Source organism: Pseudalkalibacillus sp. SCS-8, assembly GCF_040126055.1.
Taxonomy (GTDB): Bacteria; Bacillota; Bacilli; order Bacillales; family Fictibacillaceae; genus Pseudalkalibacillus; species Pseudalkalibacillus nanhaiensis.
In genome coordinates, this window is sequence record NZ_CP143541.1 from 1,456,352 (window position 1) to 1,473,047 (window position 16,696).

General features: G+C 42.9%; 15 protein-coding genes. 12 read left to right on the plus strand and 3 right to left on the minus strand.

Annotation, left to right across the window (positions count from 1 at the left end):
* Positions 1–367: 367 nt before the first annotated feature.
* The 4 genes from V1497_RS07545 to pyc all read left to right on the plus strand — a co-directional run bounded on the left by V1497_RS07545 (position 368) and on the right by pyc (position 5,996).
* Complete coding sequence (locus V1497_RS07545) at positions 368–634, plus strand: DUF1507 family protein (RefSeq protein ID WP_407681733.1); 267 nt, start codon at positions 368–370, stop codon at positions 632–634.
* Between the two features lie 148 nt (positions 635–782).
* Positions 783–1,250: a site-2 protease family protein gene (locus V1497_RS07550; protein WP_349410367.1), complete on the plus strand. Its 468-nt coding sequence runs from the start codon at positions 783–785 to the stop codon at positions 1,248–1,250.
* 95 nt (positions 1,251–1,345) lie between these two features.
* Entirely contained in the window at positions 1,346–2,542 is a 1,197-nt protein-coding gene (gene ftsW / locus V1497_RS07555; protein WP_349410368.1) for a putative lipid II flippase FtsW, read from the plus strand.
* 13 nt (positions 2,543–2,555) lie between these two features.
* Complete coding sequence (gene pyc / locus V1497_RS07560) at positions 2,556–5,996, plus strand: pyruvate carboxylase (RefSeq protein WP_349410369.1); 3,441 nt, start codon at positions 2,556–2,558, stop codon at positions 5,994–5,996.
* A 147-nt stretch (positions 5,997–6,143) separates the two neighbouring features.
* Here pyc and V1497_RS07565 read toward each other — a convergent pair whose 3' ends face one another.
* Positions 6,144–7,031 (minus strand): heme A synthase, encoded by an 888-nt coding sequence (locus V1497_RS07565; RefSeq protein WP_349410370.1) that lies wholly within the window; start codon positions 7,029–7,031, stop codon positions 6,144–6,146.
* A 348-nt stretch (positions 7,032–7,379) separates the two neighbouring features.
* On the opposite strand from V1497_RS07565, the gene cyoE reads away from it, so the two are divergent.
* From cyoE to eis, 6 genes are all read left to right on the plus strand, one after another.
* On the plus strand, positions 7,380–8,318 hold the full coding sequence (gene cyoE, locus V1497_RS07570; RefSeq protein ID WP_414703608.1) for a heme o synthase: 939 nt from the start codon (positions 7,380–7,382) through the stop codon (positions 8,316–8,318).
* Between the two features lie 83 nt (positions 8,319–8,401).
* On the plus strand, positions 8,402–9,448 hold the full coding sequence (gene coxB, locus V1497_RS07575; protein ID WP_349410766.1) for a cytochrome c oxidase subunit II: 1,047 nt from the start codon (positions 8,402–8,404) through the stop codon (positions 9,446–9,448).
* A gap of 36 nt (positions 9,449–9,484) precedes the next feature.
* A complete protein-coding gene (gene ctaD, locus V1497_RS07580) occupies positions 9,485–11,344 on the plus strand; it encodes a cytochrome c oxidase subunit I (protein WP_349410371.1) in 1,860 nt (619 codons plus the stop codon).
* Positions 11,344–11,964: a cytochrome (ubi)quinol oxidase subunit III gene (locus V1497_RS07585; RefSeq protein ID WP_349410372.1), complete on the plus strand. Its 621-nt coding sequence runs from the start codon at positions 11,344–11,346 to the stop codon at positions 11,962–11,964. Before ctaD ends, V1497_RS07585 begins: the two co-directional genes overlap by 1 nt.
* A 3-nt stretch (positions 11,965–11,967) precedes the next feature.
* A complete protein-coding gene (locus V1497_RS07590) occupies positions 11,968–12,300 on the plus strand; it encodes a cytochrome C oxidase subunit IV family protein (RefSeq protein WP_349410373.1) in 333 nt (110 codons plus the stop codon).
* 152 nt (positions 12,301–12,452) lie between these two features.
* Positions 12,453–13,646: an enhanced intracellular survival protein Eis gene (gene eis, locus V1497_RS07595; RefSeq protein WP_349410374.1), complete on the plus strand. Its 1,194-nt coding sequence runs from the start codon at positions 12,453–12,455 to the stop codon at positions 13,644–13,646.
* A 74-nt stretch (positions 13,647–13,720) separates the two neighbouring features.
* Here the strand turns inward: eis and ytvI are convergent, their stop codons facing one another.
* The gene (ytvI, locus tag V1497_RS07600; protein ID WP_349410375.1) at positions 13,721–14,782 is read right to left on the minus strand and encodes a sporulation integral membrane protein YtvI; all 1,062 of its coding nucleotides are present in this window, start codon (positions 14,780–14,782) and stop codon (positions 13,721–13,723) included.
* Positions 14,783–14,969: 187 nt separating this feature from the next.
* A complete protein-coding gene (locus tag V1497_RS07605) occupies positions 14,970–15,332 on the minus strand; it encodes a YugN family protein (RefSeq protein WP_349410376.1) in 363 nt (120 codons plus the stop codon).
* A gap of 161 nt (positions 15,333–15,493) precedes the next feature.
* On the opposite strand from V1497_RS07605, the gene safA reads away from it, so the two are divergent.
* Together safA and V1497_RS07615 are read left to right on the plus strand one after the other, a co-directional pair.
* Complete coding sequence (gene safA, locus V1497_RS07610; RefSeq protein WP_349410377.1) at positions 15,494–16,114, plus strand: SafA/ExsA family spore coat assembly protein; 621 nt, start codon at positions 15,494–15,496, stop codon at positions 16,112–16,114.
* 8 nt (positions 16,115–16,122) lie between these two features.
* The gene (locus V1497_RS07615) at positions 16,123–16,560 is read left to right on the plus strand and encodes a CBS domain-containing protein (protein ID WP_349410378.1); all 438 of its coding nucleotides are present in this window, start codon (positions 16,123–16,125) and stop codon (positions 16,558–16,560) included.
* The last annotated feature ends 136 nt before the right edge of the window (positions 16,561–16,696 follow it).

A 16,696-nucleotide genomic window follows, 5' to 3' on the forward strand; every position in this document is an offset into this window, starting at 1 on the left:
CTGAAGCGTCTGTCCAGCTCCATCGCCTAGGTGCTCGAGGTCGCTTCGATTCCTTTCAAAACACTAATGGTGTTTTTTACAAGTAATCTCCAGCGCTTGCACTACAAGCATAAGGGCAACTAAGGCTCAGCCTTCGCTAAGGCTTGGCATCGCCAAGTTTTCTTTATCGCACCTGAACAAGGCGATTCCGCATTTCTTAACCCGCGGAAAGCGTCCACCTGAAGCTTTTCAAAATCAACACCATACTTTAACAGAGCCATATTTTTAGGCGTATCAGCTGATTTATGTTGCAATTTCAGGTTCAAAACGATAGTATTGTTAGTAGAGAGAGGCACTTGGAACGGAGGGATTCGATTTGTCGACTGAGATGGTTACCGGTCATCGTGAAAAGGCATTTGCTTTATTACAGGCTGATGCAGAGAAAATTCTTAAGTTGATAGAAGTTCAGATGGAAAACTTGACGATGCCGCAATGCCCTCTCTATGAGGAAGTACTCGACACACAAATGTTCGGTCTTTCTAGAGAGATTGATTTTGCAGTACGTTTGGATCTGATTGAAGCAGAGCAAGGAAAGGCTTTGTTAGAATCACTTGAACGTCAATTAACGGCTTTACACGATGCCTGGTCGAAATAAATAGATATTTTAGATAAAAATTCAAGCTGCTCATGACAGCTTGAATTTTTATTATATATAGACATTATTAAGAAGTTTGGGACCCAACTTTTACGATGTAGAGGAAAGTTAGTTATGGTACGATAGATGGGAAGGGGGAGGGGTTATCATGGACGTAATCTTACTCACCATTTTCCTTCTGTTTCCGGTATCCAATCTATTGCATGAATTAGGGCATTACATAACAGCACGCAGTTCTGGTATCCAAGACACTGAATTAAGGATTGGATACGGACCTGTCATATTCCATATCAACAATACCTTTTTGAATATGAAAGTGGGCTTGTTTTATTTTGCTGGGGCCTACACAGCCTGGAGTGGGACAAGTGCACTGAACCCAATACATCGTGTACTCATATCCATGAATGGGCCATTGGTCAATATGGTGGTAGCCGTGTATGGATGGGTTCTGTTACGTCGAGGCCCGTCCGTCGAGTACGAAATGACTCTCTCCATTTTTGTCATGATTAATCTATGGATTGCAGTAGGCAACCTACTGCCTTATAAGCTCTTTGGCAAGAGTTCTGATGGGCTTGTTGCAATAAAAGGCTTGTGGCAAGTTCTAAAAAGGATTTAGGTACGGATTGTCCACTGTTTTGAAGGGGAAGGAAGGAAAATTGTTATTTTACTCGAATAGTTTTCAATATTACCTTTTATATGGGGATGACCAACATGCTGAAAAAAATGTTTAAGAATTACGATTATGCCATGATTGCGATTGTCCTGATATTATGTGGAATCGGTCTTGTGATGGTCTACAGCGCAAGTATGATCGTTGCCGTCATGGAATATGAATTTTCAAGTGATCACTTCTTTAAGCGGCACCTCCTATGGGTGATTATGGGAATAGTCGTTTTCTTCGTGTTCATGATGTTGCCCTATAAAATGTACCAAAAGTTGATCATTCCGATAACATTGGGTATGTTGTGTTCCTTAGTGTTAGTTTTATTTGGAGAAGAGACAAATGGAGCGAAGTCCTGGTTTGAAATCGGAGGCTTTAAAATCCAGCCGGCTGAGTATGCTAAAATTGGAATCATCATGTATCTGGCGTCCGTCTTTTCCAAGAAGCAGAGCTACATATCTGATTTTAAAAAAGGGGTCATACCTCCTTTGACGGTTCTCGTCCTCGTCTGCGGACTCGTCTTCATTCAACCGGATCTTGGGAGCATGGCCATAATTGGACTGTCCGCTTCAGTCATCATCTTTTGTTCAGGTATGAAGTGGAAGCACCTGTTCATGATGATTGGTTTTATCGGTTCCGTCGGTTTCATCGCTTTTAAATTTTTCTTAAGTGCGGAACAACTATCACGTTTTACCGGCGCGTATCGACCATTCGAAGATCCATTAGGGGATGGCATGCAGTTGATCAATGGATACCTTGCCGTCGGAACCGGCGGGTTGTTTGGAAAAGGCCTTGGTCAAAGTATCCAGAAATATGGCTTTCTGTCGCATCCTCACACAGACTTCATCATTGCCATTGTCGCTGAGGAGCTCGGTTTTATCGGTGTGTTCGTCATACTTTTATTGTTGATGTACATCGTATTTAAAGGGCTTTATACAGGTCTTCACTGTAAGGATGCATTCGGCAGCTTACTGGCCATCGGTATATCCGGGATGATTGGTATCCAGACGATCGTCAATCTAGGAGCAGCATCTGGCATTTTGCCGATTACAGGTGTTACATTACCTTTTATCAGCTACGGAGGCTCTTCACTCATCCTGTTGATGATGAGTATGGGCATCCTTGTCAATATATCGATGTTTGTGAAATATCGGAAACAAAAGCAACCTCCGGCTGAACAATCTAATACTTCAATTAATCAACGACCAAAGCTAAAAGTCGTATCACAGCAACGTGTAACTCATTAAGGGAGGAATCACTATGCAAAAGAAAATCAACAAAATCCTTGTAGCAAACCGTGGTGAAATCGCCATTCGAATTTTCAGAGCATGTACGGAATTGGATATCCGTACAGTCGCTGTCTATTCGAAAGAAGACTCAGGATCTTTTCACCGCTATAAAGCGGACGAAGCGTATCTGATCGGTGAAGGTAAAAAGCCGATTGATGCATACTTGGATATTGAGGGGATCATTGAAGTTGCTAAGCGATATGAAGTGGATGCCATCCATCCAGGATATGGCTTCCTTTCTGAGAATATTCAATTCGCGAAAAGGTGTGGAGAAGAAGGCATTACGTTTATTGGACCTGAAACAGAACATTTACATATGTTTGGCGACAAGGTTCGTGCACGCGCTCAGGCTGTCGAAGCAGATATTCCAGTCATCCCAGGAAGTGACGGTCCGGTTGAAACAGTTGATGAAGTAAGAGATTTCGCGAAGGAGCATGGCTTCCCAATTATTATTAAAGCCACTCTTGGTGGCGGGGGACGCGGCATGCGAATCGTCCGTAATATGGCCTCGTTGGAGGATGCTTATGACAGAGCAAAATCTGAAGCAAAGGCCGCTTTCGGAAAAGATGAAATCTATGTAGAGAAATTTGTTGAGAATCCAAAGCATATTGAAGTGCAAATTATCGCCGATAATGATAGAAATGTCGTTCACTTGTATGATCGTGACTGCTCTGTACAGCGTCGACACCAGAAAGTCGTTGAGGTCGCCCCAAGTGTTTCCTTGACCGAAGAGAAACGCGAGGAAATCTGTGCTGCTGCTGTCAAATTGATGAAACGAGTCAACTATGTCAATGCAGGAACAGTCGAATTTCTCGTATCTCCTGATGGATCCTTCTATTTCATTGAGGTCAATCCACGTGTTCAGGTTGAGCATACGATCACCGAAATGGTGACGGGAATTGATATCGTCCAGACACAAATCATGATTGCAGAAGGACACCTCTTGCATGACAGCCCAATTTCCATACCTAAGCAGGATCAAATCAAGTGTCATGGTGTTGCCATCCAGTGCCGTGTTACGACAGAGGATCCAGCGAACAATTTCATGCCGGATACAGGAAAGATCATGGCCTATCGTACCGGTGGAGGGTTCGGTGTAAGACTTGATGCCGGTAACGGTTTCCAAGGTGCCATCATTACACCACACTATGATTCATTGCTCGTTAAGCTTTCCACTTGGGCATTGACCTTTGAACAGGCAGCTTCCAAAATGGTCCGTAACCTTCGGGAGTTCCGTATCCGCGGAATCAAGACGAATATCGCGTTCTTGGAAAACGTCATCAAACATGAACAATTCATGTCTGGAGAATACAATACTTCTTTCATTGATACGACACCGGAATTGTTTGTATTTCCGAAGCGTAAAGACCGCGGTACGAAGATGCTGTCCTATATTGCAAATGTGACCGTCAATGGCTTCCCAGGATTAGAAAAACAGAAGAAACCGGCATTCAACAAGCCTCGGATACCACATGTGGATTATACGAAGCCGTTCCCGGAAGGAACGAAGCAAATCCTCGACCAGGAAGGTGTCGAAGGATTGACGAAATGGATCAAGTCCCGAGAAGAAGTCTTGTTGACAGACACGACTTTCCGGGATGCTCACCAATCATTGCTGGCAACACGTGTCCGCACACATGACCTTCAACAAATCGCTGAACCTACTGCTCGTCATTTGCCTGAACTCTTCTCTTTGGAGATGTGGGGTGGAGCAACCTTCGATGTAGCATACAGGTTCCTGAATGAAGACCCTTGGAGCAGGCTGATCCAACTAAGGAAAAAAGCTCCGAACGTCCTGTTCCAGATGCTGTTGAGAGCATCGAATGCCGTCGGGTACAAAAATTACCCGGATAATGTAATTAAGGAGTTTGTTGAGAAATCGGCATCTGCAGGAATTGATGTATTCCGTATTTTCGATAGTCTGAATTGGATTGATGGAATGAAGGTCGCAATCGATGCCGTCAGAGAAACGGGAAAAGTAGCCGAAGCTACCATTTGTTATACGGGAGACATCCTGGATCCGAAACGTCCGAAATATGATTTGAATTATTATGTTTCCATGGCGAAGGAGCTTGAAAGTGCAGGAGCACATATCCTCGGAATCAAAGATATGGCCGGACTGCTTAAACCTCAAGCTGCATATGAATTGATTGCAGCCTTGAAACAAGAAATCGATATACCAATCCACCTCCATACGCATGACACAAGTGGAAATGGTATCATGACCTATGCGAAAGCAGTAGAAGCAGGTGTAGATATCGTCGATACCGCGATCAGCTCCATGTCAGGGTTGACCTCCCAACCGAGTGCAAACTCTCTCTATTATGCGTTGGAAGGAAGCGGTCGACAACCTAAGGTGTCAATCGGTAATCTTGAAGAACTATCCCATTATTGGGAGGATGTCAGAAAGTATTATCAAGGATTCGAGAGTGGCATGAATGCTCCTCACACTGAAATCTATGAGCATGAAATGCCTGGCGGACAATACAGCAACCTGCAACAGCAAGCGAAAGCTGTGGGGCTGTCCCATCGTTGGGATGAAGTGAAGAAAATGTACCGAAGAGTGAATGACATGTTTGGAGATATCGTCAAGGTCACACCATCTTCCAAAGTAGTCGGAGATATGGCACTCTTCATGGTCCAGAATGATCTTTCAGAAGACGATATTTATGAAAAAGGCGAGTCTCTTGACTTCCCGGATTCTGTCGTAGAGATGTTCCAGGGCTATCTTGGTCAGCCGTATCAAGGATTCCCGAAAGATTTACAGCAGATCATTTTGAAAGGTAGAGAACCTTTAACGGTCCGTCCTGGGGAACTCCTTGAACCTGTGGATTTCCAAGAGATGAAAGAGATGTTATATCACAAGCTGGATCGCCCTGTGACAAGCCATGATCTCATTTCTTATGCACTATACCCGAAAGTGTATATGGATCGGGAAAAAATGGTCGAACAATTTGGGAATATCAGTGTGTTGGATACACCAACGTTCTTTTACGGCATGCGGTTAGGTGAAGAAATCGAGATTGAGATCGAGCAAGGGAAAACGTTGATCGTGAAACTCGTTTCGATCGGAGAGCCTCAATTAGATGGTACGCGCACCGTGTATTTCGAATTGAATGGACAACCTCGTGAAGTTGTCGTCCGTGATGAAAACATCAAAACGAACGTTGTAGCGAAGCAGAAAGCTGATAAGACCAATGAAAAGCATATTGGTGCATCAATGCCGGGAACAGTCATCAAGGTATTGGTTGAAAAAGGCGAAAGTGTTAAGAAAGGTGACCACCTCATGATTACTGAGGCGATGAAAATGGAAACTACAATTCAAGCGCCATACGATGCTGAAATCAAAGACATCCATGTATCCAATGGAGAAACACTGCAAACTGGAGATTTGTTGATTGAATTAACGTAAGGTAATGATTGTCATAAATTGGAAACAAATAACATAAAAGAAGAGGGCCCGTTTGAAGCTAAGCAAATGCTTCGGGGTCCCTCTTTTTTTATTGAATATCATTTTTTTAAAATCATTCTTTCGGTTTAATTATCTATCCTCTAACATTTAAGACTTTCGCAGCAGGATCATGATGAGATAGCTTAAGGTCGCAAAGAGAATAGAGACGAAAAGCCCATGCATGAGTGCGATGAACAAGTTCAGTTTCGTAAAGATGATCAATGCTCCAGTCAAGACTTGCAAGGAAACGAGTATGGTCAATAGTGAAAACGATTTATAAAGCGGCTCGATATCACGGTAATATTTCCGGATTTGTAAGTAACTGAGAAGAATCCAAACAAACAATAGACCGGCCATGATCCGATGCGTATAATGGATGAGCTCCAGCTCATTCGTTGGTGGAAGGATCTGACCGTTACAGAGAGGCCAGCCGGAACACGCAAGGCTTGCTTTTGTATGACGGACGAGAGCTCCCGAGTAAACCAAGATATATAGATAAGTAAATAATAAATATATATTCCATTTAAAGTTGCGATCGATATGGAGAACGACTCTACCTTTTTCATTTTCATAAATTACAATGGTTAATAACACGACACTTGCAAAAGATATAAGAGAAAAACCGAAATGAAGTGCCAGCGCGAAGGAGGATTGACCCCAAACGACAGCGGCTGCACCCAAAAGCCCCTGGAAGATGATGAAAAAGACAGAAAGGATTGCGAGAACTTTCACCTCTCTTGATTTCTTAAACGTCTTCCAAGACCAGAGAGCAAGGGTGATTACCATCAGACCGAGAATAGCGGATACAATCCTGTGGCTGTATTCAATCATGGTTTCCAACTCGGGTTGTGAGGGAAGAACTTCTCCATAGCATAATGGCCAGGAATTTCCGCATCCTTCACCTGAACCGGTTGTTGTGACAACGGCTCCCATCAAGAGGACAAGCAGCATTCCGAAACTCGTCAATATCGCAAATGACTTTAATAGTCGATACATGTTGGACACCTTCTTTATATAGAATAACCTTTGTGTAGTTCATCAGGGCTTTAGATCAATTCATTATTACGTATGTTATCGGGATTGTCGAACTCATCCGGAATGGATTGTCGAATGAAGTCTAGAGTAAGTATACAAAACTAGTGAATTCGTTTATAATGTTAAAGGACAAATCGTGAATATCGTAACATAACTCTTTATGAGGAAGCATCACAAATGTGAACAACCATAGACAATTTGTGAAAAGTTATTTTCATGAGGTCCATTTACTGATAAATTAGAATAGGTGTTTTCCTATACTAGATGTTGTAAGATATGGAAATAGAGATTATTAAAGGAGGTGGAAGCATGAGCAAAACGAATACGACAACATATGAAGCATCAAGTCGAGTCATGGAGCCAGGGCCGTTGTCAGAAGCAAACCCTACAGGTACGTGGAAGGATTTCCTGACGCTTGCTAAAATGGGAATTGTCATGTCGAATTTGATTACGACATTCGCTGGATTTTGGATTGCATTGAAAGTAACCGATGCAAGCCTGTATGCACATATCCCGACTGCGATATTAACCTTACTCGGGGCAGCGCTAGTCATTGCTGGGGGATGTAGTCTCAATAATTACATCGATCGTGACATTGATCATTTGATGGAGCGTACCCATGAACGGCCGACGGTTACAGGGAAGATTGATGCAAATCAAGTGCTTTGGGTAGGGATTATCCTATCGGCAATCGGGACCGTACTACTGATGTTCGCCTCCTTGATGGCTGCACTTCTCGGAGTTATTGGACTGTTGGTGTATGTCGTCGTCTATACGATGTGGTTGAAGCGTAAGCATTCAATCAATACAGTCGTTGGTGGTATTTCAGGTGCGATACCTCCGCTGATCGGGTGGGCAGCAGTTGACCCGAATCTGCATATGACAGCATGGCACTTGTTCTTAATAATGTTTTTATGGCAACCTCCTCACTTCTTAGCTTTGGCTATGAAAAGATGTGAAGAATACCGTAAAGCTGGAATTCCGATGCTTCCTGTTGTTTCAGGATTCAAAATGACGAAGCGTCAGATGGTGGTATATGTTGCAGCGTTGCTTCCGGTAAGTTTGTATCTATACCACTTCGGATGGGTATACATCACTGTTGCAGCTGTACTAGGTTTAGGATGGCTGGCTCTTGGTATTTATGGGTTCTTTATGAAAGATGATATCAAGTGGGCAAGAATGATGTTTGTCTATTCCTTGAATTATTTGACCATCATGTTTGTGGTTATGATCATCGTCAATCGCTAAGGGTGATTGTACCCTTAAGCGATTACATATTTTCAAAGTGATTCATTGTTAGTACAACAGAGAAAGTGGGGTTTGATTTAGTGATGAAACGATGGCTACGATTCAGCCGCATCATTCCGTTACTCGGAATCATGATGCTAGGCTTAATGGGTTGCGGTAACCCACAGTTATCCGCACTTCAACCACAAGGTAAAGGGGCAGATGCCCTTTTCGACTTGATGATTTTAAGTCTTGCCATTATGGTTGTCGTCCTCGTAATTGTATTTATTCTTTTTGGTTATGTATTAGTTAAGTTCCGGGAACGTAAAGGTGATGACTTCATTCCGGAACAGGTTGAAGGGAACCACTTGTTGGAGGTTCTATGGACAGCGATTCCTATCGTACTTTTACTAGTACTAGCGGTACCGACTGTCATGACTACTTTCGATCTTGCAGTTAGTGAGAAGAGCGCTGAAGAGTCGAAAGATGGCGGGGACAAGGAAGGTCCAATGACGATTAATGTAACCGCTCACCAATATTGGTGGGAGTTCGAGTATCCTGACCAAGGTGTCGTAACAGCGCAAGAGCTTTATCTGCCAGTTGATGAAAGAGTCAATGTAAACTTAAGCTCAGCAGATGTCATCCACTCCTTCTGGATTCCGACGATTTCAGGAAAAATGGATACCAACCCAGGAGACAAGCTGGAGAACTCAATGTGGCTCCACCCTACAAAAACAGGTACATACCAGGGTGCTTGTGCGGAGCTTTGCGGTGACTCACATGCTCTCATGTACTTTAAAGTCAAAGTGCTTGAGCGCGACGAATTCGATGCGTGGATTGAAAGCATGAAGAACACGAAATATGAAGATGCGCCATCCGAGGTCGCTCAAGGACAACAAATCTTTGAAAAGAACTGCTTATCCTGTCACGCAGTCGGTGATAAAGGCGGAAATGTCGGACCGGCATTGACTGGATTCGCTGACAACGAGAAGGTAGCAGGTATTCTTGAACACAACAGAGAAAAAATCAAACTGTGGATTAACGACCCACAAGACGTTAAGCCAGGCAACAATATGCCGGACTTCAACTTCGATGAGAAGCAGTTAGACGCACTAACAGACTACCTATTGGAACTAAAAACCGCTGAATAAGCGTGGTTTCAGTCGCTTTAAAAAGGAGGTACTATCGTGAGTAACGCACATGCAGCGAATAAAAGCGTTCTATGGGATTGGCTGACAACAGTCGACCATAAGAAAATTGGAATCCTTTACCTCATTTCCGGCGGGTTTTTCTTCCTTGTCGGTGGGATAGAGGCAGTTTTAATTCGTATTCAATTGATGGGCCCTGAAATGACTTTCTTGACAGGGGACCTTTATAACCAAGTATTAACGATGCACGGAACGACGATGATCTTCCTGGCAGCCATGCCGGTCATCTTCGCCTTTATGAATGCCGTCGTCCCATTACAGATTGGAGCACGGGACGTAGCCTTTCCTTTTGTGAACTCATTAGGATTTTGGTTATTCTTCTTCGGAGGAGTGCTTTTGAACTTGAGTTGGTTCTTAGGCGGCGCACCAGATGCAGGTTGGACAGCCTATGCACCACTTTCTACACAATCTAGCGGACAAGGGGTCGATTTCTATGTCCTCGGTCTCCAGATTGCAGGTGCCGGTACGTTGATGGGGGGAATCAACTTCCTCGTAACCATCATCAACATGAGAGCACCAGGTATGACGTTCATGCGTATGCCATTGTTCACATGGACTGCATTCGTAACGTCTGGTCTTATTCTTTTCGCATTCCCGGCATTGACAATCGGGTTCTTCTTGCTCATGTTCGACCGTGTGTTTGAAGCGAACTTCTTTGATGCCAATATGGGTGGAAACGCCGTCATCTGGGAGCACATCTTCTGGATTTTCGGACACCCGGAAGTATATATTTTGATTTTGCCTGCGTTCGGAATCATTTCTGAAGTTGTAGCGACATTCTCTCGTAAGAGACTTTTCGGTTACAGTGCAATGGTATTCGCAACTGTATTGATCGGTTTCTTAGGCTTCATGGTGTGGGCTCACCACATGTTTACTGTGGGTCTTGGACCAGTTGCCAACTCGATCTTTGCTGTTGCAACGATGGCTATTGCGATCCCGACAGGTGTTAAGATCTTCAACTGGGTCTTCACAATGTGGGGCGGACGAATCACATTCAATACAGCAAATCTGTTTTCGGTAGGATTCATCCCGACTTTCGTCATGGGTGGGGTAACAGGTGTCATGCTTGCAGTCGCTCCTGCTGACTATCAATACCATGACAGTTATTTCGTTGTTGCCCACTTCCACTACGTTATCGTAGGTGGATTGGTACTTGGACTCTTCTCTGGATTGTATTACTGGTATCCAAGAATGTTCGGTATAATGCTGAATGAAACATTAGGTAAGTGGAACTTCTGGACATTCTTCATCGGTTTCCACTTGACGTTCTTCCCTCAGCACTTCTTAGGTCTGATGGGTATGCCTCGTCGTTATTTCACATATCCTGAGGAATTCCAGCTCGGTTCCTTGAACATGATTAGTACTGTCGGGGCAATTTTGATGTCGGTAGGTACAGTCATTTTCCTTATCAACCTCGTCGTATCCCATAAAAAAGGGGAGCAGGTTGGAGGAGATCCTTGGAATGGCCGTACACTTGAATGGGCGATTCCAAACCCGACACCGCATTATAACTTCCTGCAAACGCCACTTGTTCGTGGACTTGATGCATTATGGATCGAGAAAATGGCAGGGAACAAGAAGATGACACCGGCTGAACCAATCGGAGATATTCACATGCCGAACAATTCAATCCTTCCGTTCATCATGTCATTTGGTCTCTTCATTGCAGGTTTCGGTTTCATTTACTTCAATACTGCAGGCACGGCAGCGTTGATTGCTGTAATTGTCGGTATGGGTATTGCACTTGCTTGTATGTTCCTAAGATCATGGATTGATGATCATGGGTATCATATTCATAAAGAGGATTTACCGAAAGAGGATAAGGGGGTCGATGCATAATGGACGTAGGTGAACGCTTAACGGATCAGAACTTCCCTGAATCCCCTGAAAAGGCGACCCTTGAGGGCAAGAACAAGTTTTTAGGGTTCTGGTTGTTCTTAGGTGGAGAAACTGTATTATTTGCTACATTGTTCGGTACTTACCTTGGTTTGCGAAATTCATTCGGTAAAGGACCAGAAGCATCCGAAATTTTCCAATTGCCGGTGGTCTTTATCGCAACAATGATTCTACTTACAAGTAGTTTGACGAGTGTGTATGCTGTCCTTGCTATGAAGGAAAATAACGTTAAGAAGATGCAAACGTGGTTCTTTGTTACCTTACTTCTAGGAGTAGCATTCCTTGGACTTGAGATTTACGAGTTTGTGGAGTATGTCCATCACGGGCATACCTTTACCTCAGGAGCATTCGGCTCAGCGTTCTATACGCTCGTCGGATTCCACGGAGGACACGTTTTATTCGGAGTCCTTTGGATTGCAGCATTGCTAGTACGTAACAGAAACCGTGGGCTTACGCTATACAATGCGCCAAAGTATTACCTTTTCGCTTTATATTGGCACTTTGTCGACGTTGTATGGGTATTCATTTTCACAGTTGTTTATCTTATGGGAAAGGTGGGGTAATCGATGGCTAGTCAAGATCAAACGAAATCAGTCCATCACCACTCGTCCTTGCAGAAGAAAATCAAGCTTAAGCAGGAACGCCGTCAGCATAATGTTTCATTCGTCATGATGATCTTGTTGACCATTGTTGCGTTCGCTGCGATTGCCAGTGATGCAATCTCAAATAAGGTCGCTATCCTGTTCATCCTAGTCCTTGCTGGTGTACAAGTGTTTTTCCAACTCTATGTTTGGATGCATCTTGGTAACAAAGGGCATGAATTCCCGATGTGGGGCATAGCAAGTGGACTGTTGATTGCAGTCATCACTGTCGGTACCCTTATGGGATTGATCTGGTAATAACAGATGAGGTTGGCTCAAATGAGCCAACCTTTTTTATTTGCTCTAAACTTCGATAAGGATTATTAAGGTAGCAATGGTTGCTTTTCATTAGAGGAGTTTTAGAAGCAATGATGAATATAGTTCAAGGATGGGAAAAAGGGGGTAAGACGATGGAGATTAGAACGATTAATGAAGATGAGTTTGATGATTTTCTCAAAATGGGGGAATTCGCTTTTCAATACGAATTATCAGAGGAAGAGAGAAAGAAACGTAGATCCTTCTTGAAAGTAGAAAATTGCTGGGCGCTTTATGAGGATGGGGCAATGGCATCCAAGCTCACAATACACCCTTTTGAAATATGGATAGGAAATAGAAATTTCTCTATGGGTGGTATTGCAGGGGTAGCTTCCTGGCCGGAACACCGACGAAAAGGACACGTACAAAAGCTTATGAAAAAGTCATTGGAGGTTATGCGTGAGCAGAGACAATACGTATCAATGCTCCATCCGTTTTCGTTTGCTTTTTATCGGAAATATGGATGGGAGATGACGCATACGACCAAAACGTATGAAATAAAGCCTGAGCAGCTCCCTATACGCACTGCGAACATGAAGGGCAAGGTGGTGAGAATCCATCATGATATCCAACGCCTCAACGCCATTTATGAACGTTACGCCCAGAACTATAACGGAATGCTGAAGCGCACAGAGAAATGGTGGAACTTCTCGATCTTAGAAAATTCACGGGACATTGTTGCGGTTTATGAGGATGAAGCTGGCGAGGACCAAGGCTATCTGATTTACAATGTCAAAGATAATCTAATGGAAATCGAGGAGTGGATCAGCCTGACGCCACATGCGAAATCTACTATGCTCCAGTATGTCGCCAATCACGACTCAATGGTCAGAAAAATAAAAATACATCCTCCTGTTGAAGAATCCTTCGCCTTTTACATGGCGGATCCGAAAATCAAACAGGAATACAGCTCTTATTTTATGAGTAGAGTTGTGGATGTTAAGGGCTTCCTTGAACAATATCCTTTCAAGGGGGACCTGGAACGGTCGTTGATTTTCCATATTGAGGACACATTCGCTGAATGGAACAACGGCACATTCATCGTTAGAAGCGATGATCATGGTGGAAGGCTGGTGGACTATTACCCGCCAAAGGAAGGCATGCGTTGCAGTCAAGAACCGCAAAGAGGCATCCTATGTACGATAAATATGTTTTCGACCATGTTCTTTAATCATATGAAGCCTACTGAACTTTCTACAGCAGGTATGATAACCGGAAAGCATGATGAACTTTCCTATTTGGAAACGATTCTTGTGGACGAGCGTCCATTCTTATATGATTTCTTTTAGACAACATACTTTAACTGAGGCAAATAAAAAGGGTTGACCTCTCCGTTCCTTGAACGAGGTGAACCCTTTTTTCTTTAAATCTTGAAATTGGTTTTTACAATACCTGCTTCACGAGCTGAATTGAATACGATGAGAATCATTGGACCGATGATGAAACCCATCGGGCCGATTAGCTTCAGGCCTAGGTACATCGCAATCAATGTCGAGAGAGCAGATAGTCCGATATGATGACCCATCACTTTCGGTTCAACTGTCCTTCGTATGATTAATAAAATCACAGCCAATACAGCTAGCTTTGTTCCTAAAACAATATTCCCCACCAGCAGATAATAAATCGCCCATGGTCCAAGAATGATGATCGAACCGATAATCGGAATGAAATCGATGATCCAAATGATGAATGCCATTAATAACGCAACATCCGGTACAATGATATACAATCCGATCAGAGCAGCCAAGAAAATGACGATACTAACAAGAAATTGAGCTTTTAAGAAGCCGAAAACAACGTATGATAGTCGTTTTGACATAAAATGTACTTTTTCTGCGGTCTTCTCTGTGAGATGGGCATAGAAGCGGCGGTGCAATCTCGGAAATTCAAGTAAGAAAAGGAACAACGTAATCAAATAGACCAGGATGCTCACTAAGTAACTAGGTATAAGTGATACAATTGAAGTTAATGATTCAATGTAATTTTTCTCTAATAGTTTCCCTCGTAACGATTCCAAAAATTGATTGACCTGGCTGTTAATTTCAATAACGAATTCTTCAGGTAAATCCTGTGCGGCCTTCTCGAAATTCTTCTCGATGTCATCCCAGACATTGTTCACTTCTGATATATACGTAGGTGAATTTTCAACAAAGTCGATTGCTGAGGTTATCACTTTCGTCACGAGTACGTAGCTGCCGATCCCCATCAAGACCAAGAATAAGGTAAAAACGATAAATACTGAAAGGTTACGCTTGATGGATAGTCGATACTGAAACATTCGTACCGCGGGTTCGAGTATGAAGGCTGTCAGTATGGCGAACACAATAGGGAGAGAAATCGGTAGAATCCATATAAATGCCGCAATTATAATGATTGTAATAAGTAGATAGATGAGCCAGCGTTTCCGTGTTGTTAGTTGTTTCAATATAGTCCCCCTTCCCCCGAAAACTCCTTACTTATATTATATGTGTTATGTGAAATTATGAACAGCCATCTGTTCTAATAATCCACTTAATCCTTATCATTTTTGTCGACATAATAAATTTATAAACCTGTTGGCCTAAATCCGTTGGAAATAAAAAAAGTCTGACATAATGAGCCAGACCTTCTTCTTAATTGGAGTGATGCTTTTCAATTTCCTCTTTTAATTGATTAAGAAGCTTCTTACATGTGTTTACGGTGTTCTTTGGAAAGTCTTCATCGTATTCCACGCCATGAGGATAATAATGTTTGCCTAGGTAAGGTTCCATTACTTTAATCAATGCGTGGGATGTTTCGACTTCACCTTCCACTGCGACACATGGAATTCGCAGGTAGAAGACTTCACCCGTATCCATGTTTTCAAACTTGTGATCATATGTAATTCGTTCGTAATCCCACTGGCCAGCACGAATGAAACCAACTTCATGCATCAAGTGCTCAAGCATTTCGAAGTCAAGTACTTTACCGGCCAAGCCGATTTCTTCAAATTTCATGAGGTATCCTCCACATCCTTCGATAGGTTCTTCCTTCACTATAATAGTATGAAATGTCTTAAGATGCAATGTTTCACCTCTTTATTCGATACAAAAAATGTTCAAGCTTGAAAAGAAATTGAAAAATTGGTCAAACTAAACGGTGAAATGGAGGAGATAGAATGAAGAAATGGTTATTCGCCGTTTTATGTTTGGCAGCTGGATTGTTCATTTTCCATGCACCTGCGCATGCGCAAGGGCAATCTGTCCATATTGTAAAGTCAGGAGATACGTTATGGAAAATCTCAAAATGGTTTCAAATTGGATTATCAGAAATCATTAATGCCAATCCACAATTTGAAAATCCCGACTTGATCTACCCTGGTGATAAGGTATATGTTCCTCGAAAGCAACAAATTAAAGAGATTGAGCGAGAGGTCATCAAGTTGACAAATAAGAAACGAGCCGAAAATGGATTAGGTCCTTTGAAAGCGGATTGGCAGTTGTCAAGAGTAGCCAGATACAAATCAAATGATATGAAGAATAATGGCTATTTCTCTCACCAATCCCCGACATATGGTTCCCCTTTTGAGATGATGAGAGACTTTAATATACACTATTCCTCTGCTGGTGAGAACATCGCAATGGGGCAAAGTTCTGCACAGGCCGTTGTCAATGCTTGGATGAAGAGTCCTGGTCACCGTAAGAATATGCTGAGCTCGAATTATACGTACATTGGTGTCGGCTATGCAAAAGGCGGTTCAGGTCGATACTACTGGACACAAATGTTTATTAGAAAGTAGGTCGAAGTGTGAAGAAGCTAAAAGACATCATGACAAAAAATGTGGATTACTGTACGACACTAGACAATGTTTATGAAGCTGCTGTAAAGATGAAAAATGATCATGTAGGTGCCATTCCTGTTTGTGAGAATGATCAGCTGGTCGGGATGATCACCGACCGTGATATTGTGATTAGAGGAGTAGCTGAAAAGAAACCGAATGCTTCGAAGATAACCGATATCATGAGTGATCATATTGTAACAGGTACGCCAGATATGACGGTAGATGAAGCCCTCGATCTCATGTGCAAACATGAAATACGCCGCTTGCCGATAGTTGAACAAAATCGACTTGCAGGTATCATCTCCTTAGGTGACCTTGCCATGCATCGAGAATCAAATCAACAAGCAGGTGTAGCTCTGACGGATATCTCCGAAGCGGAACCCGATCAGCAGGCTCATCACTGAAACCAGCTTGTAGAGAACGCTATATGTTACTCTACAAGCTTATTTATTTCCCATTCATCTTTAAAGGTGCATTTGCGAGTATGAATAGAGGGACGATTGAATAAGATGGGAGTAGCAGGCATGTACCGTATGATAG